18 protein-coding genes are annotated in these 18,106 nt (G+C 54.7%); all 18 read left to right on the top strand.

Translation table 11 applies throughout. The features are described from left to right. The first annotated feature begins 10 nt into the window (after window positions 1–10). The 18 genes from R2K28_RS10265 to R2K28_RS10180 all read left to right on the top strand — a co-directional run bounded on the left by R2K28_RS10265 (window position 11) and on the right by R2K28_RS10180 (window position 18,093). Window positions 11–1,840 carry a nitric oxide reductase activation protein NorD gene (locus tag R2K28_RS10265; protein ID WP_316364218.1) on the top strand — a complete coding sequence of 610 codons (1,830 nt, stop codon included), beginning with the start codon at window positions 11–13 and terminating at the stop codon, window positions 1,838–1,840. Between the two features lie 149 nt (window positions 1,841–1,989). Continuing rightward, window positions 1,990–2,427: a hemerythrin domain-containing protein gene (locus tag R2K28_RS10260; RefSeq protein WP_316364216.1), complete on the top strand. Its 438-nt coding sequence runs from the start codon at window positions 1,990–1,992 to the stop codon at window positions 2,425–2,427. Beyond that, on the top strand, window positions 2,427–2,675 hold the full coding sequence (locus R2K28_RS10255; RefSeq protein WP_316364215.1) for a DUF2249 domain-containing protein: 249 nt from the start codon (window positions 2,427–2,429) through the stop codon (window positions 2,673–2,675). Before R2K28_RS10260 ends, R2K28_RS10255 begins: the two co-directional genes overlap by 1 nt. After that, on the top strand, window positions 2,672–3,943 hold the full coding sequence (locus R2K28_RS10250; RefSeq protein ID WP_316364213.1) for a hypothetical protein: 1,272 nt from the start codon (window positions 2,672–2,674) through the stop codon (window positions 3,941–3,943). The genes R2K28_RS10255 and R2K28_RS10250 overlap by 4 nt, the downstream gene beginning before the upstream one ends. Window positions 3,944–3,981: 38 nt before the next feature. After that, window positions 3,982–4,722 (top strand): pentapeptide repeat-containing protein, encoded by a 741-nt coding sequence (locus R2K28_RS10245; RefSeq protein ID WP_316364212.1) that lies wholly within the window; start codon window positions 3,982–3,984, stop codon window positions 4,720–4,722. 188 nt (window positions 4,723–4,910) lie between these two features. Next, on the top strand, window positions 4,911–5,270 hold the full coding sequence (locus R2K28_RS10240) for a hypothetical protein (RefSeq protein WP_316364211.1): 360 nt from the start codon (window positions 4,911–4,913) through the stop codon (window positions 5,268–5,270). Then, window positions 5,267–6,709 carry a metal ABC transporter solute-binding protein, Zn/Mn family gene (locus tag R2K28_RS10235; RefSeq protein WP_316364210.1) on the top strand — a complete coding sequence of 481 codons (1,443 nt, stop codon included), beginning with the start codon at window positions 5,267–5,269 and terminating at the stop codon, window positions 6,707–6,709. The genes R2K28_RS10240 and R2K28_RS10235 overlap by 4 nt, the downstream gene beginning before the upstream one ends. A gap of 212 nt (window positions 6,710–6,921) precedes the next feature. After that, complete coding sequence (gene nosZ / locus R2K28_RS10230) at window positions 6,922–9,219, top strand: Sec-dependent nitrous-oxide reductase (protein WP_316364209.1); 2,298 nt, start codon at window positions 6,922–6,924, stop codon at window positions 9,217–9,219. Window positions 9,220–9,411: 192 nt separating this feature from the next. Continuing rightward, a complete protein-coding gene (locus R2K28_RS10225) occupies window positions 9,412–9,738 on the top strand; it encodes a c-type cytochrome (RefSeq protein ID WP_116446657.1) in 327 nt (108 codons plus the stop codon). Window positions 9,739–9,911: 173 nt separating this feature from the next. After that, window positions 9,912–10,667, top strand: coding sequence for a c-type cytochrome (locus R2K28_RS10220; RefSeq protein ID WP_316364208.1), 756 nt, complete (start codon window positions 9,912–9,914; stop codon window positions 10,665–10,667). A gap of 86 nt (window positions 10,668–10,753) precedes the next feature. Beyond that, the gene (locus R2K28_RS10215) at window positions 10,754–11,932 is read left to right on the top strand and encodes a hypothetical protein (protein WP_316364207.1); all 1,179 of its coding nucleotides are present in this window, start codon (window positions 10,754–10,756) and stop codon (window positions 11,930–11,932) included. 131 nt (window positions 11,933–12,063) lie between these two features. Further along, on the top strand, window positions 12,064–13,404 hold the full coding sequence (gene nosD / locus R2K28_RS10210) for a nitrous oxide reductase family maturation protein NosD (RefSeq protein ID WP_316364206.1): 1,341 nt from the start codon (window positions 12,064–12,066) through the stop codon (window positions 13,402–13,404). A 15-nt stretch (window positions 13,405–13,419) separates the two neighbouring features. After that, window positions 13,420–14,307 (top strand): 4Fe-4S dicluster domain-containing protein, encoded by an 888-nt coding sequence (locus tag R2K28_RS10205; protein WP_316364204.1) that lies wholly within the window; start codon window positions 13,420–13,422, stop codon window positions 14,305–14,307. Window position 14,308: 1 nt separating this feature from the next. Continuing rightward, window positions 14,309–15,283 (top strand): NapH/MauN family ferredoxin-type protein, encoded by a 975-nt coding sequence (locus tag R2K28_RS10200; RefSeq protein WP_316364203.1) that lies wholly within the window; start codon window positions 14,309–14,311, stop codon window positions 15,281–15,283. Between the two features lie 26 nt (window positions 15,284–15,309). Further along, window positions 15,310–16,209, top strand: a complete 900-nt coding sequence (locus tag R2K28_RS10195; RefSeq protein ID WP_316364202.1) for an ABC transporter ATP-binding protein — start codon at window positions 15,310–15,312, stop codon at window positions 16,207–16,209. Further along, entirely contained in the window at window positions 16,199–16,750 is a 552-nt protein-coding gene (locus R2K28_RS10190) for a nitrous oxide reductase accessory protein NosL (protein ID WP_316364201.1), read from the top strand. Before R2K28_RS10195 ends, R2K28_RS10190 begins: the two co-directional genes overlap by 11 nt. Continuing rightward, window positions 16,747–17,574: an ABC transporter permease gene (locus R2K28_RS10185; protein ID WP_316364200.1), complete on the top strand. Its 828-nt coding sequence runs from the start codon at window positions 16,747–16,749 to the stop codon at window positions 17,572–17,574. Before R2K28_RS10190 ends, R2K28_RS10185 begins: the two co-directional genes overlap by 4 nt. A gap of 9 nt (window positions 17,575–17,583) precedes the next feature. Beyond that, entirely contained in the window at window positions 17,584–18,093 is a 510-nt protein-coding gene (locus tag R2K28_RS10180) for a hypothetical protein (RefSeq protein ID WP_316364199.1), read from the top strand. The last annotated feature ends 13 nt before the right edge of the window (window positions 18,094–18,106 follow it).

Genomic DNA, 18,106 nt, shown 5'->3' with positions numbered 1-18,106 from the left:
AGGCTAGGCGATGGAAGAGAGGATCGGCGAACTCTGGCACCGACTGATCACCCGCCTGGCTCAGGACCGTTATCCGCAGGCTGCGGCGCGTCTGACCGATCTCAACCATACCCTGGGTATTCTGTTTCGCGCCTTTGGCGGTGACGGCGGACTGCGGGTCGAAGCTGCCGGGGCCACCGAACACCATGCCAGACGGGGCATGTTGCAGCGTGTGGCGGGCAGTGCAACACGGATAGAGCTGGCCTGGCGTGACGAACATGCCTTGCGCTTGCCGGAAGTCATCGATCTCTTTCCCCAGCACTCGTTGAACCGGGATCTCTATTTCTGGCTGGCGGCATTGGCCGCCTGTGATCAGGGTGAAAGAGGCCCCTGGTTGCTGAAGAACCAGCAGTTGACGAAGCGGGCGCTGGAAAGATATCCGGGCATGGTGGCGCGATATGAACGCTTGCAGGCCGCGCACCTGACTCAACGTCCGGATCCGGAAAAAATGCGGGAGGATGAAGCGGCACAGGAGCAGGCCATCAGGGGCGCACTCATCAACCCTGGCAGCATGCCGCATCTGCCGCCAGCCGGCCGCGCGCCCTGGCCGGTACCATTGTGGTTGCATCCGTCTCCCCCCGGATGGGTTCAGGGGGGTGATGCCGGTGATCAGGAGAATGGGTCTGCCGGTGAATCGAAGGCACTGGACGATGGGCGCAGTCGTCGTGGAGAGCGCAGGGAGATGCCCGAAGCGGATGGGGGATTGATCACCATCCGTATGGAGAACATTCTTAGCTGGGGAGAGTTTGCCAAGGTCGACAGAGGGGCCGAGGAGAATGATGATCTGGACGAGGCCATGCAAGCGGCGGAGCAGATGGAACAATTCAGCGTAACCCGGGATGGGAAGTCTGTCGCATCGAAGTTGAGGTTCGATCTCGATCTACCGTCCGAGGCCTGTGACGATGAGATCGTAGCACAAGGCATGCTGCTGCCGGAGTGGGACTGGAAACGCCAGGTCATGCAGGAGGATCACTGCCGTATCATGACCCTGCAGGCTCAGGATGCCCCGCCCAGCGAACTGCCGCCACACCTGAAAAAGACCGCCAAGCAGTTACGCGCCCAATTCCAACAGTTGATGCCTGCGCGCAGCTGGCAGCATGGCCAGGCGGATGGCAGCGAAATCGACCTGGAGGCCTATCTGCGCTTCTCCGCGGAACGGCAAAGTGGCCACCTCGCCGCCGCCGACAATCTCTATCGGGACCTCAGGACAGGCGCCAGGGATCTGAGTTGTCTGCTGCTGGCCGATCTCTCCCTGTCCACCGACAGTTGGATAGACAATCACCATCGTGTAATCGATGTCATTCGTGACAGCCTGTATCTGTTTGCCGAATCCCTTTCGGCCACGGGGGACAGCTTTGGCTTGTATGGGTTTTCATCGAGAAAGCGGGATCCTGTCCGGGTCCATCAGATCAAGGCCTTTAATGAACCCTATTCAGCCAAATCCCGCGGAAAGATCGACGCCATCAAGCCCGGTTACTACACCCGCATGGGTGCGGCAATCAGGTACGCTCATCAACTGCTCGACCAGCAACCGGCCCAACGGCGACTGCTGTTACTGCTCAGCGACGGAAAACCCAACGATCTGGACAAGTATGAAGGGCGTTATGGCGTGGAAGACACCAGGCAGGCCGTCAGAGAAGCGCGCAGATCCGGTATCCAGCCCTTTTGCGTCACTATCGATGAAAAAGGCAACGACTATCTGCCTTACCTGTTCGGTAGCGGTGGCTATGTGGTCATTCACAAGCCTCAGGAGCTGCCCCACAAGTTACCGATGCTTTATGCCCGCCTGACTCGCGAGTGAACCGCCACGGCTGCTGAACACTAGCTGATCTCAATGCCCAGGGAAAATAACCGACAATTCTAATATTCTGATTTATCTGTATTGATGCATGTCAAGGAGGGTGTCACCCACACGCAGAGAATAGATGGCAGTAGCGAGGTATAAACACCATGAAAACGATCAATGATTCTATGGTACTGGATCACCGTCGCTGTGATGAACTTTTTATAGAGATGGAACAGGCCATTCTGCAACATAAATGGCCGGAAGCAAATCGTCTCTGTCAGGAATTCACTGCATCAATGGAACACCATTTCAAGATAGAGGAGGAGCTGCTCTTTCCGGCCCTTGAGGCGGCAAGCCCCCAGGCGAGTGGCCCCGTCAATATGATGATGCTGGAACATGATCAAATGCGGCATCTGATGTCACAGCTGACGTCATCCCTCGACAATATGACAAATACATTGTCCGCGGGCTATATCGACACCTTGCTCGTCACCATGCAACAGCACAACATGAAGGAAGAGAATATCCTCTACCCCCTGGCGGATAGTGCGGTCCCGGATATCGCCAAGAATATTGCGAAGGCGTTTGCGGAGTCTTCCTAGTGGAGTTGCGGCTTGATGTTCGAGAGTTGGAACCGCCCGTACCCCTGGAACGCATACTGGAAGCCCTGGAAGAGCTGCCAGCGGATGACTGGCTTAGAGTGGTGCACAGCCGCGAACCCTATCCGCTCTACAGTATGCTACGGGAAATGGATTTCACATGGCGCACAAAATGGCAGAGCAACATCTGCGTTATTTTGATCTGGCATGTCGGCAGTCCGCCTCCCGATAGCATCGGAAAGGAGTTGTGAAGACCAGCGGGCTGTCTCTCGATCAGGCCCCGCCTATTATCATACCTTTCAAATATTTCCTCACGGCTTCACTATTCACCATTGCCGCAGGGTTGGTCCTGGCCATACAGGCCGAGGCAGTGTTCGTTTCCCGCTGGAGTCCTCTGGCTTTAGGTATAACCCATTTAATGACGGTTGGTTTTCTTGCCCAGGTCATGACCGGCGCCATGATTCAACTGTTGCCCGTATTGGCAGGCTCTCCCATACCGGCGGTTGTGACAGTAAGCAGAATCATCCATCTGTCACTCCTTGCTGGCGCCACCTTGATGGCGCTGGGTTTCCTGCTGTCCCATGGCTATATACTTGGCACAGGCGCGGGGCTTGCGTTGTTCGCTATCTCTTTTTTCCTGCTAACTTTGTTTTTTTCATTGACCAGATCTGGAAAAAGGCAGGCCAGTTCAATCCCCATCGGCCTCGGTTGGGCGGCAATCCTTCCCACGGTGGCAATAGGCATCTACATGGTGCTGGGATTGTCGGGAATGGTTGAGATTGACCATATGCCTCAGCTCACTACCATTCATCTCTCCTGGGGCCTTTTGGGTTGGGTGGGTATAGTATTATTTGCAACGGTCTTCCAGCTTCTTCCCATCTTCTATATAACCAAAGAGTTACCGGGCAAATTCAGGGATTACTCCTTCGCGGCCATTGTTATTCTCTTGTCCCTGTTTACCCTGTCACACTACATCGACAATCAACTGCTTGAATTCAGTCTGCCGATGATCCTGGGGTTGTTTCTCCTGCTGAGCCTCACACTGTTTCAGACCATTCGCACACGCAGGCGAAAAATTGTCGATATGACCTTGGTTTTTCTCTATACAGGATTGGTCTGTTTAGGGCTTACGGTCATCGTTTGGATGTTTGGCGGCAATGATCTATTGATCGGGGTACTGCTACTTGGCGGCGTTTGCATGACCATCCCGATCGGGATCATCTACAAAGTGATACCATTTTTATGTTGGTTTCACCTGCAGAGCTTGCTGGTGAAGCAGGGAAAGCTGTCGTCCCGACTGCCATCGATGAAACACTATATCGATGACGAAGATACTAAACGCCATTACATCTTGCATCTGGCGGCAATCTCTCTGCTGGTCGCGGCCACCCTGATGCCCGCCACCCTTGCAAGACCTTCAGGCATTGCCTTAAGCCTCTCGTCCCTCTATTTTTTTAAGAACCTGCTGGCCGCGCTGTTGAGATTCAACAAACAGCAACAGGCGATACTGGAAGAATGATGGTATATGGCTTTACAATAAAACGGATGGTGAGTGGCGTGCGCATACAACTGTTGATGGTCATCGTGCTCTTTCCAATCCTGGCATATGGCCAGGAGCCTAAGCCCCTGGCGGAGGGTGACTGCATGCGACCTGGACCCTATCGTGACTATCGTCATTGCGATTTCAATGGCAGGAATCTTTCATCAGTCAACCTTGAGGGCAGCCTGTTGAGCGGTGTCAATTTTCAGAATGCCAAGTTGCTGGATTGCAATCTCAAGCATGCGATCCTGATCGATGCCGATCTCAAATGGGCCATGCTCTCCGGTTGCAGGGCGTCCTCAGCGGATTTTACCAATGCCGACCTATTCCATACCAACCTGGACGACACCAGGATCGACAATACCAATTTTACCAAGGCCTATCTTTTTGGCGCCAGTATGAACGGGGTCACGGGGGACAGGGCCAGCTTCTCAGATGCGAATCTCAAGGATATCTCGATGGAGGAGAGCCGACTGACAAACTCCAATTTTGATCACGCGTTCATGATGCGGGCGGTACTCATAGACAGCGACCTGAGTGGCTCGAGTTTCCGCCAAGTGGTATTGACCGGGGCCGCCCTGGAATACGCCAACTTCACCCAAGCAGACCTGTCAGGGGCTCTACTGAACGGCACCACGTTGACCGAGACCAAGTTTCGGGGCGCCAGACTCACCGGATCCCGCTTTGTCAATGCGCGTATGCAATCACCCGATTTCACCGATGTCATCGATCCGCCAAAGGATCTGGTTCCTGAATAAGTCTGTCGAAACGGACTCTCTCCAACACACTCGCGGCCGGGCTTGATCTTCATCAATCTGTAATAGCTCAGGATAAGTTTTAATGGTCACAGACACCAAGCGGGCTCAGCTTCACAAAAGATGACCCGGTGACTGCTTCCCGAATCAACCAGGTTCTGGATACAAGATCGGTTGCTTGACATAAAGGCATGAATATTAAAGTTAATAAATACATATTGTTGCTTTCGGCCGGCCTTTCCCTGATGCTCTTCAAGGCCACGGACGCGGCGGCACAGAGCAGTGAACAGCTTGCCGCCATCACTGCGCTGGGTTCGCTCAATGGCATAGCGCTGCATTGTAACGCGCTGGGAGAAACCCAGCGGATCAAGCGTGAGTTGGTGGCGACGCTTCCGAAACGACGTCAGCTGGGCGAGCTGTTCGATTATGAAACCAACAGATCATTCATGGCGTTTATCGAGAAAAACGACACCTGTCCCTCACCGCAATTATTGGCACAACAAGTTGACGAGGCCCTCGGCAGATTGCAATCCCTCTATCCTGCAAGATGAAACATCGTCGCTCAAAGCAACTGTTTTATTTCGCATTTCTGGTCATCGGTCTATTCGCCGTACCGGCATCCCATGGCAAGGACTCGTTGCGTGTCATGGTCAGCGTAAAACCGCTGCATTCTATCCTGGCCGGACTTATGCAAGGTGCGGAAACACCGGAACTCATAATCGATGATCAGCTCCCATACTCATTCACGCCCAGCAAGGGCCAACAGGCGTCGATGGGTAACGCAGACATCATCTTTTGGGTAGGCGCCGAACTCGAGCCGCTGCTTGCCGATACTATTAAAGGCCTGCCACCCCAGGTGAAGGTTATCGAATTGCTATCCCATCAGGGCATGAAGATACTTCCGGCAAGGGGGTATCCAAACAATCGTGATCCTTTTTTCTGGCTGGACAATCGCAATCTTCTCATCATTATCAACGATATTGCGCATCTTCTTCAGGAATCCGATCCACTGCGCACCCATCTCTATGAACGAAACAGACGCGCTATGCTTTCACGCCTGTCGCGTATTGATCGAGAATATGAGTATGGCTACCGTGGAATGAAGGCCGGTTTAGGCGTTCAGTACTTCGATACGCTGCAATATTTCGAACAGGCCTATGCCTTGAAGATCATCGACCATGTGGCCGGTGCGCCGGATAAAGAGATCGCTACAGTTGAGCTACTCAAGGTCCGGGAAAAGATTGCCAATGGCGAGGTGAGCTGCCTGTTGTCGGAAAAGGGCTTTCCCGCAAAACACAAAGAGCTGCTGACCGTCGAGAGCAGGGTCAATCATGGCCAACTGAACAGCCTGGGATTTGGCATGGAGCCGGGCCCCCAGCTCTATTTTGATCTCATGGATCACAATACCAAGGTGATTAAAAACTGTCTTACTACTGCTGCCCAGGCTGCAGTCCCCCCTGCGGCGCAGACCAGGCCGTCAAGCGCTCCAGTCCCTCAGGGTATTGGCAGAGGACAGTTTCTTCTGACCGATCATCTGGGCCGGCTGGTTACCAATGAGAGCATGAAGGGGAAGTATCAGATTCTCTATTTTGGCTATACCTACTGCCCCGATATCTGCCCGACCTCGCTGCAGATCATGTTTCAAGCCCTGGATCTCCTGGGCGAAAGGTCGCAGCTCTTTCAACCCTATTTCATCACCATAGATCCACATCGGGACAGTGTGGCCGTGATGCGGAACTATGTCGAATATTACGATAAGCGTCTGATCGGTCTTACCGGATCGCCCAAGATGATCGAACGCATGGCCGAACTGTTCAAGGCGCGCTATGAAAAGGTTGTGGAAGAGGGTGCGGATCCCTCCATGTATCTGATGGACCACACCGCCAGCCTCTATATCCTTGATCCGGAAGGTAAGTTTCTCACTAAACTGGCGCACGGTATCGAACCGGCGGACGTTGCCAGAGAGTTACTCAATCTCACTTCTCAATAAAAAGAATTCAACACAGTTTTTTTATTACCGAATGCGCCTATATCGTCTACCCATAAGTGAGTAGTCCACGCATCTATAAGCCATAAATAAGGCTATGAAATGTACAATTTGACCTAAATCAATGTGTCAAATGACACAATTATCAATGATTCCCCAGTACATCATCGCTGCATCAAACAACTATCTTACTTACATAACGGGGACGGGGAACGATGAACATAAGTTTGAAACGTATAACCGCACTGACCCTAGGATTGGGTATCGGCCTGGGTGTTGGCTCCAATGCATGGTCTCAGTCATCACTTGAGGAGGTCATGAAGGAGCGTGGTTTAACCCAAAAGGATCTGTTGGCTGCCGCCAAAACCTATACGCCGACAGGTGGCCGCGATGAGTATCTTGCCTTCAGCTCGGGTGGCCAGAGCGGGCAGGTGATAGTCTACGGTATTCCCTCCATGAGGATCCTGAAGTACATCGGCGTCTTCACCCCGGAACCCTGGCAGGGCTACGGTTTCGACGATGAGTCGAAAGCCGTGCTGGCCCAAGGCCGTATCAACGGCAAAGACATCACCTTCGGCGATACCCATCATCCGGCCTTTTCAGAGACAAAGGGTGAGTACAACGGCCGCTATCTCTTCATCAACGACAAGGCCAACCCGCGTCTGGCGGTGATCGACCTGCACGACTTCGAGACCAAGCAGATCGTGGTCAATCCCTTCATGAAATCGGAGCATGGCGGCGCCTTCGTTACCCCCAATACGGAATATGTCATGGAAGCGTCTCAGTACGCGGCCCCCTTCGCGGATGAATTCGTGCCCCTCGAGGAGTTCAACGAAAAGTATCGCGGAGCGGTGACCTACTGGAAGTTCGACGACAAGATAGGCCGTCTCGATCCGGAAAAATCCTTTACCTTCGAACTGCCTCCCTATAGTCAGGACCTTTCCGATGCCGGTAAGGGACCCTCCATGGGTTGGGGTTTCACCAACTCTTTCTGTTCCGAGCGTTATGTGGGTGGTATCGAGCGCGGACGCCCCCCCTTCGAGGCGGGCTGTTCCCAGAAAGATACCGACTTCCTGCATGTCACCAACTGGAAGAAGGCCGCCGAGCTGGTTGCCGCGGGGAAGGTCAAGAAGTCCAAGGGCGCGTATATGATTCCCATGGAGCAGGCGGTCAAAGAGGGACTGCTCTACCTGATTCCTGAACCGAAGAGCCCGCACGGTGTCGACGTAAGCCCCGACGGCACCCATATCATCGTTTCGGGTAAATTGGACAGCCATGCCTGGGTCTACAGTTGGGAGAAGATCCAGCAGGCCATCAAGAACAAGAAATTCGAAGGCAAGGACCCCTACGGTATCCCGATCATCGCCATGAAGGATGCGTTGCATACCCAGGTGCAGGTGGGTTTGGGTCCGCTGCATACCCAGTATGACGCAAAGAAGTGCGTGGTCTACACCTCCATCTATGTGGACTCCATGGTGACCAAGTGGGACTATTGTGAAGGCAAGGTGCTGGATCAACTGCACATTCACTACAACATCGGTCATCTGGTGGCGATGGAGGGTGACTCCGTATCACCCGACGGCAAGTATCTTGTCTCTCTGAACAAGTTGGCCATCGACCGCTTCAATCCCGTGGGCCCACTGCATCCGCAGAACCATCAGCTGATCGATATCAGCGGCGACAAGATGCAACTGCTGTACGACATGCCCCTGCCTCTGGGCGAACCTCACTATGTGGTGGCGATCAAGGCCGACAAGCTGAAACCCGTGGTGCGCTACAAGTCGGGCTGGGACAGCCGCTCCGACAAGAGGTCGCCCTACAAGACCCGGGCAGGACGCGAGAAGGTGGTTAAGGATGAGAATGGTGTGGTGCACGTCTATGGCACCGTGATCCGTTCCCATATCACGCCCGAGATCATCGAGGTGGAAGAGGGTGACACAGTCTCGATCCATCTGACCAACCTGGAACGTGCAGAAGACGAAACCCATGGTTTTGCCCTCTACAACGAGAACGTGAACCTCTCCATCGAACCCGGCAAGACCGTATCAGCCACCTTCACGGCGGACAAGGCCGGTGTCTTTCCCTACTACTGCACCGAGTTCTGCTCGGCACTCCATCTGGAGATGCAGGGCTACCTGCTGGTCAAGCCGAAGGGTTATGTGGCAAAGAAGACAACCATGGACGAAGGTACCAAGTACACCCAGGCCGATTACGAAAAGCAGGTCAAGACCAACGTGGACACCCAGGCGGTTATCGACTCTGTGGTCGGTTTCATCACCAGCCACAACTACAAGGACTTTCCTGAAGTCGTAGCACTGGTTGAAGATGCCACTGACCAGCTGGGTTTCGCGGAAGAGGCGAAGAAAAAGTCTGAGACGTTCGCCGGCAAGGGCGACTATCAGAACGCAACCCTCTGGGCTGGCCAATGGTGGCAGTATCAGGTCAAAACGGCTGATCTGGGACTTCGCGCCAAGACCTTCCTGGAAGAACATGGAGCGAAAAAGGTCAAATAGTCTATAGGCTTCGTTTGGTAGGAATAGAAAGGGGCCTCAAGGCCCCTTTCTCTATTAAGCTGGGCAAATCACGTGAATTTACCAAGGTTTTTCCAGCGCGTAATTTAACCTGGCTCAAACCATCCAAACGTTGAATGAGATAGAGTCAGACCATCGGTTAATGATGGTCAATTGTGAATCAAGGTGATCGATATGCTGAAAAAAGTGAACATTGCGTTGTCATCGGTTGTGCTGCTGGTTGCGACCGGTATCGGTACTCAGGCGCAGGCTGCTGATGGCGCCGAACTCTACAAGACCAAGACCTGTTGGTCCTGCCATGGCAAAGATGCCAAGACACCGATCATGCCCATCTATCCGAAGCTGGCCGGACAAAATGCGGACTACGCATTCAACCAGATGAAAGACATTAAATCCGGCGCCCGGAGTAATGGCCAGACCGCTGCCATGAAAGGTGTCATGGGACTGGTTAACGAAGAAGAGATGCGCGCCATCGCCGACTGGCTGAGCACCCAGGAATAGAGATGAAGGGTGAAATGTTGCAGTTGATGTACATCAAAGTGCACGGATTTCGCCTATGAAAGACTGCAGTATCACTCCTGTGCAAGCATTGGCTTCAAGGGGGATTCTAATGGAACACCTGACGCGGTGGCGAAACCCAATTAGCCCTAATGCAAGATGACGGGGCTGGAGAAATGATGATGAAAGTAAAACCGATGCTAAAAACCCTGAGCGTAGCTATAAGTGCTGTTATGTGCGGCACTGTTCTGGCGGGTTGGAATGAAGCCGGCGGCGAACAGGATGAAGCAATGTTGCTCGCGCCTGACAGAGAACGGGGCATTGCCGTCTATGAAGTCTGTTCCGCCTGTCATCTGTTGGAAGGCTGGGGGCTTGATGATGGAACCTTTCCTCAGTTGGCCGGACAACATCGCAATGTACTGATCAAGCAGCTGTCTGATATTCGCGCGCAAAACCGGGACAACCCGACCATGTATCCGTTTGCCCTCGATGACCAGATCCTGGCCGCATCGGGATATAAGGAGGGTGAGATCAAACCGGCACAACTGGTTGCGGACGTGACTGCCTATATCGCCGAACTGCCAATGAACCCGGACAACGGCAAGGGTACCTGGAATGCACTTTTTCCGGAATTCGAACAAGGTAAGAAGCTATACGCCGACAACTGTGTACAGTGCCATGGTGAAAACGGCGAGGGTGATGGCGAAAAGTTTTATCCCAAGATTCATGGCCAGCACTATGCCTATATGTTGCGGCAGTTTGAGTGGATCCGCGACGGTAAACGGCGCAATGCGAACCCGGACATGGTGGAGCAGATCAAAAACTTCTCTGACAAGGATATGCAGATGGTAATCAACTATGTATCCCGGCTCCCCGTGCCCAAGGATAAACTCGCACCATCCAAGGACTGGCAGAACCCGGACTACGATTGATCCTTTGCTATAGACCGTGACCTGCTGAACCGTCACCCATAATAGTCCCACCCATTGGATGCTGAGTCGCTGTTGGAGAAAACGCTATGCAGTCTAAGCAAACGCTTCAAATAACCGCACTCACCCTGATCGGGTTGGGGCTACTCGTGGTGATTTTCTATACGCCCATCTGGTGGGTTTCGTTGACAGCGCCCAACTACCCGCCTGAGTCGTTTCCGGATGGCGTACGCATCCACTTCCACATGAACGGGGTTTTCAACGGCTGCAAAAAGCAGGAGAAAGCGGAGATCGCCGAGGAGGAGGCCCTCGATTGCGTACATGAGATGGATACCATCAACCACTATGTGGGAATGTATCCCATCGCCGCCGGCGGTCCGGTGGAGCGGGGATTCGGCCAGTTCCTGATGGCTTTTCTGGCTGTCATGCTGCTCGGCTTTCTGTTCATCTCCCCGAAACAACGCATGATCGTTTTAAGTGTTGGTTTCGTGGGCATCGCCGCCTGGATGACTTTGACCCTCTATGGTGAGAATGGCTTCAAGCTGCAAAACACTGGCTATGTCAGCGCACTCGTTACCTCATTGGATCAGGAGGCGTCCGGCGAAACGAGCGAACCCGAAATCGTCATTGGTGGCGTGGCCGGCATTCTCAAGGATTCCCTGGAGGAGTCGGGCGTCGAGGTAATCCTGCCTTCACAGGTGGAGGCGGCCAAGCGGGCCGCGCAGGGTTCAACGAGCACAGAAAAATCCCACCTGATTGAGCAACTCAAACTGACCTATGATATCGACCAGGTGAAATCGGATAGCTTGCAACCCTGGGATGGAAGCGCCTTCCAGGTCATGTCCTGGCACTATGCGAAAAGTCTGGGTCGCTATTTCAATAATCCGCAAGAGATCGTGCCGATGGTGAAGAACCTGGAGCTGGCGATTCATGTTGTATTTTACGCCATCCTCGGAGCCATGGCGTTAGTGGTTTTCGGTTCGCGCAAAAACGGCGGGGTGCTCTACTGGCTGTTGATACTGGTCCCTGTCGCTCTACCACTGTTCTTCATCATAGACTATTCGGCTTGGCTCTGGTGGTACGGCCACACCCTGAACGATATGGGTGCGTTTTCGGTCAAACCCTTCATGCCGACGGTATTCGGCGACGGTAAGGTGGCGCAGTTCACCACCCACTCCTATCCCTATATCGGCTTTGGCCTGATGGTTTTGACCTCTTTTATCCTGGCGCTGGCTGCGCTGTTTCGATTCAAACAACTGAATAAATGAATTTTGATTGTTGAATTATGAATTTTGAATCAATGTGTTCACTGCGTTCACATCTATCGAATAGATTGTGTGCGCACGCACACTCAACAATTCAGAATTCAAAATCAATAATTCAAAATTCCTGTCTGTTAATGCTGTCACTAATCTCGTTGCAGGGATTCGCAGAGACGCCGGCCCATCCCTCGTTTCAGGCCCTGGTGGATGCAACCGAGTCCGATGGCACCTTGGTCCCACCCCCGGGGACCTATGCGGGTCCGGTCACCATCACTACCCCGATCACTATTGACGGGCAGGGAAGTGTCACAATCGACGCGGGAGGTACGGGCTCGGTAATCACCCTGAAGACCAACGGCGCCACGTTGAAAAATCTTCGCTTGACCAACTCGGGCGAATCCCATAACACCATCGATTCCGGTGTGCAGGTGCGGGGGGATTTCAATGTCATCAAAGACAATGTCATCGATGACGCCCTGTTCGGCGTAGACCTGCAACAGTCGAAAAACAATATCGTCAGAGGTAATCGTATCTCTTCAAAGCCACTGGAACTGGGCGTGCGCGGGGACGCCATTCGGCTTTGGTACAGCTTCAACAACAAGATCACCGACAATATCATCCGCAACTCGAGGGATACGGTGGTCTGGTATTCCCGTGACAACCTGATCGCGCGCAACGATGCGCGTGGCGGGCGATACTCGCTCCATTTCATGTATGCCCAATACAACGAGGTGGTGGATAACCACTACGAAAATAACTCTGTCGGCATATTCATTATGTACAGCGACGGGGTGCATCTTAAAAACAACTACATTGCCCATGCCACAGGCGCCACCGGTATGGGCATAGGTTTCAAGGAGACCTCTGATGTGGTGGTGAGCGGGAACCGGATACTCTACTGCGCGACCGGTCTCTATCTCGATGTCTCTCCCTTTCAACCGGACACCATCAACCGAATCGAGAACAATCTGATCGCCTATAGCGGCATTGGGGTGCTGTTTCTCAACGACTGGACCGGCAATCATCTGACCGGTAACAGCTTCAAAGGCAATATCACCCAGGTGGCTGTATCGGGTGGTGGCAAGACCGCCAATCGCAACCTGTGGCAGGCGAACTATTGGGATGACTACGAAGGCTTTGACATCGACCGGGATCAGGTGGGTGACAAACCCTATGAGTTGTTCAGTTATGCCGACCGGATCTGGATGGATGTGCCGTCGGCGCAATTTTTCAAAGGGTCCCCGGTACTGGAAGTAATGGATTTTCTCGAACGCCTCGCACCCTTCACCCAACCCAACATGCTGGTGCGGGACGAGCAACCCCGTATGAGTACCGCCGCCTCCACCCTGACAATGGAAACCCTGGTCCCGATGGCGGCGGGGGATGCCGATTCAATCGATGAATCCGAATCGCCATCTGAACAGGCTGAGCAGGCCTTCGATGCCTATAAAGCACTGCGCGAATCTCTGGGACGCTAAGAGGTCGTCATAAAGATGAGCAAAAGAAAAGCGGTGACGAAAAAAACCAAACGGCCTCTGACGCCCAAGCGTCGGGAACAGAGCCGCCGTGAGTTTTTGCGCGCCACGGTCTTGACCGCCGGGGTGGTCGGTGTCTCCCTATTGGGATTCGTACCGGTTATCCAGGGAAAGGCGATGCGCCTGCGTCCCCCGGGGGCCTTGAAGACCCCGCAGGACGAGCAGGAGTTCTTCGCCGCCTGTATCAAGTGCGGCCAGTGTGTTCAGGTATGTCCGGTGGAGGCAATCAAACTGGCTGATCTGCCCGACGGTTTCGGCATCGGGCTGCCTTACATCGACGCCAGGGCTCAGGCCTGCGACTTCTCCTGTGACGGCCTGCAGTGTGTCCTGGCCTGTCCCACCGGCGCCCTGACCCACGACCTGGACTATCCGGCGGATACCCGCATGGGATTCGCCAGGCTGGCGCGCCCCAAGGCTTGCCTGGCCATGCTGGGAAAGGGCTTCAAGGGCCAGGCGAGGGGACCCGATTATGCAGGACTCCTGCGTTACGAGGAGGTCGACCGTTGGAATCCCATCCTTGTGGCAGAGTATCCCTACGATCTGGAGATCTGCGATCTCTGCGTGCGGCAATGTCCCATCGAAATCCGTATCACCCAGTGCGAGACCGCCGCGGCGGACAAGTCGCAGCAAGTGGCGAGGGTGGCGCAAAAGGTGGGCAACGAGTGTCCGCCCAAACACGCCATTGCCCTGGAACCCGTGGATCAGGGGGACGGTATCAAACGCATGCGGCCGACGGTTTTGGAGGGGTGTGTCGGCTGCGGGGTTTGCGAAATGATCTGTCCGGTGGAGAGTGCCGCCATCGTGGTCGACCTGGACAAAAACGCCGATACGCTGACGGAGGGTTGAGATGGACTATATCAAAGACTCCCTGTTACAGGTTTTCGGTTACAAGCGTCCCAGGCCCGGCAAGGATCAGCAAAGTCCGGAGGTGAGGGCGATCTACGAAAGTAAGCGGGGGGCGCTCTCGAAGGCGGACCTGGAGGCGCTGCGGGATGAGCACAAGGGCCCCTTTTTCTCCAAGTGGAAGAAGCGCCGCTGGATCACCCTGATTCTGGTCAACCTGCTTTTTGTCGCGTCGTTCTACTTCGACGTTCAACTGGTGGAGGGATCGCTCACCGGCGCACGGGTCATCGGCTTCCATTTCGCCGACCTCAATGCCGCGCTGCAGGTCGCCCTGGCCTACAAACATATCGTGCTCAATCTGGTGATCGGCATGGTCACTGTACTGGTTATGTGGATAGTGTTGGGCGGACGTACCTTCTGCGCCTGGGTCTGTCCCTACCATCTGTTGTCCGAGTGGGCCGAATATCTTCATCTTTGGCTTGCCGATAAGAAGATCATCAAGGATCACAGCTTCAGCCGCAAGGTGCGCACTGTTTTCTATGTCATTTTCGCTCTGTTGGCGCTGCTCACCGGCTACACGGTTTTCGAAACCATCTCGCCCACCGGCATCCTCAGCCGGGCGTTGATCTACGGGCCGGGCATCGCACTGATCTGGGTGGGGGTGTTGCTTCTGTTCGAGGTCTTCTACTCCCGTCGTGCCTGGTGCCGCTATGTCTGTCCCATCGGTGTGACCTATGGCATGGTGGGGGTGTTCTCGCCGATCAGGGTCAAGTACAACGCCGAGGCCTGTCACCATGAGGGCGATTGCCGCAAGATCTGTATGGTGCCCCATGTCCTGGACCTGACAATCCGTGGTGGCGCGGCCGATGTGAACCAGGATGTGACATCCGATTGCACCCGCTGTGGCATGTGCGTGGATATCTGTCCCACGGATTCATTGACCTTCGAGGTCAAAGGGCTGAGTAATATGCTCAAATAGATGCCGACAAGATTCAGATACAAGCTATGATCCAATTTGAAAACATCGTCAAAAGATTCCGGCGGCAGCGGGTACTCAAGGGCATCGATCTCACTATCGAGCGCGGTCACCGGGTTGCCCTGGTCGGTTCCAACGGCGCGGGAAAGACCACGCTGATACGCTGCCTGCTAGGTGAATACATCTGCGAGGGCAGGGTGTTGGTGGATGGCATGAATCCCCGCCAGTACCGACGCGAAGTGTTGTCAAAGGTAGGCTTCGTACCGCAACTGCCGCCACCACTGCATATGCCGGTGGGGCAGCTGATCCGCTTCTCCGCCACCCTTTGCGATAGCGATCCTTCGCGCATGATCAGCGTCGCGGGACAACTTGGCTTCGACGCGGAACGTTTTCACAATCACGCCTTCGTAAAACTCTCCGGCGGCCAGAAACAGAAGCTGCTGATCGCCATCGCCCTCGGCAGAGAGAGCGAGCTGCTGGTGATGGATGAGCCCGCCGCCAACCTCGATCCGGAAGCGAGACATATCTTCTTCGAACTCCTAGCCGAGAAGAAGCAGCGGGCGGCAATGCTGATATCGAGTCATCGTCTGGATGAGGTGGCGACGCTGGTGAATCGGGTGATCGAGATGGACCAGGGAGAGATCGTTTTGGATGACCGGGTGGCCGATCTTGTGGAACTCTCATCACGACTCTACTGCAGAATCCAGTTGCTGCAAGCCGAAGCGGCATTTGCCAAGGCCATCACCGAATGGGGCTTCAGGGACCTGGAGGCGGGGCTGCTGTGGGAAGGCACCATAGCCGGACCCGATCGCCTGCGTTTTCTCAGCCTGCTCTCCCGTTATGCCGCGCTGTTCTCGAATATAGAGATCTCCGAAGCGGAAGGGCAAGCAAGCACTACAAGGCGAGGACGCACCATCAATGTGGTCTGACTCCATCTATCGCTATTTGGTGCCGGTCGGTATGTTGCTGCTGTCAGGCTGCTCGGGTGACGGGGGTACCGGTCCTCTCAGCATCAAATGGGACAGGGATAGCTGTGAGCGCTGTCGTATGGTGTTGAGCGATCGTTACCATGCGGCACAAATCCGCTACTTTCCCCCTGACAAACAACGCTCGGTGGTGGCGCGTTTCGATGACATCGGCTGCGCCGTTTTGTGGTTGGCGGACAAGCCCTGGCAACAGGACCCCAGGACCCGGATATGGGTCACCGATCACGATACCGGGGTGTGGATCGACGCTACCCGCGCGACCTATGTGAGGGGGCATCACACACCCATGGATTATGGTTTGGGGGCACAGGAGGAGACGACACCCGGTGGTCTCAACTTCACTCAGGCGCAGAAGTATATCCGTCTGGTGGATCAGCGCCACCAGGCACATACCGCCCATCTGCTGGAGCGTCTCAAAGAACAGCAACAACGCAGAGAGGTTGACAACGTGCAGGATGCCAACACAGGAGTCAAGCAACCATGAAATATCTCTGGCTCGCGGCCTACACCGATATCATCGAATCCCTGCGCGCCCGCTGGTTCGCGGTTTATGCCATGGTATTCGGCGGACTGGTGGTGATCCTGTTCGCCTTTGGCCTGGCCGAGTCGCGCATCATGGGTTTTACCGGGCTTTCACGCTTGTTGATCACCTATATACAACTCTCCATGGCCATGCTGCCCATCTTCGTCCTGATCACCACCGTGAGATCGGTGGCCGGCGACCGGGAGGCGGGTGTCTTCGAGTATCTGCTTTCATTGCCGATCACGCTTGGCGCCTGGTTCTGGGGGCGGGTGTTCGGACGCTTTTTCGTCGTCTTTCTGCCGGTCTTTCTCGCCATGGTCGGCGCCACCGCCTGGGGAATGGTCAAGGGAGTCGAGGTGCCCTGGCATCTGCTGATCTACTACAGCGGCCTGTTGATGGCCCTGGCCTGGTGCTTTCTAGGGATCGGCATGCTGATCTCAACCCTGACACGCAGTACCGATGTGGCCCAGGGCGCAGCCTTTGTGGTCTGGCTGACCCTGTTGCTGTTCCTCGATCTGATCCTGCTGGGGATATTGATCCAGGAGCATCTGCCACCGGAGACAGCGGTAGCGATCGCACTCACCAACCCGATGCAGGTTTTTCGTACCGCCACCATGATGCTGTTCGATCCCCAGCTGGTGCTCCTGGGGCCGACCGCCTACGTGATACTCGATAATTTCGGTCAGGGCGGTTACATCACCTATGCGATACTCTATCCGATTGCACTGGGTACGGCCTGCGCCGGTCTGGGATTTGCGATGTTTAAACGCAGCGATCTGCCATAGGCCTCACCCATGCAAACAACAGATAAAACCCTCAAGATATTATGGGCGTCATTGGGATCGTTGCTGCTGCTTGTGTCTGCTGTGGCACTGTTCAAGGCTTGGCCGATACTCTTTCCCGATGTAGTGGTCAAGCTGCCAGCCGACCCGATGTGTGATCTCCGTGCCGGGCCTTGTGTCACCCGACTCGAAGGTGGCGGTGAAGTCAGTCTATCGATCGAGCCCAGAGAACTGCCGATGATGAAGCCGTTAAAGTTGCAGGTCATGGTGCAAGGTCTGCAAGCCAACAACATTGAGGTCGACTTCAGTGGCAAGGATATGCATATGGGATTCAACCGTTACAAATTGGAGCGCGAATCTGCCGCCATGTTCAGCGGGGAGGGGATGCTGCCGGTCTGCGTCTGGGAAGCCATGGAGTGGGAGGCCCAGGTGTTCATCGACAGCGAGATGGGGAAGATCTCCGTACCCTATCAATTCATCACGGTACGCCCCGGTGTGCCGCTGCTCGGCGCCGGTTCTTAAGCGCGTCCCAGGT

Source organism: Candidatus Thiodiazotropha sp. CDECU1 (assembly GCF_963455295.1).
In the GTDB taxonomy this organism is placed as follows: domain Bacteria; phylum Pseudomonadota; class Gammaproteobacteria; order Chromatiales; family Chromatiaceae; genus Thiodiazotropha.
Note: the sequence above shows the minus strand (reverse complement) of the source record. Positions and strands in the feature narration are given on the sequence as shown.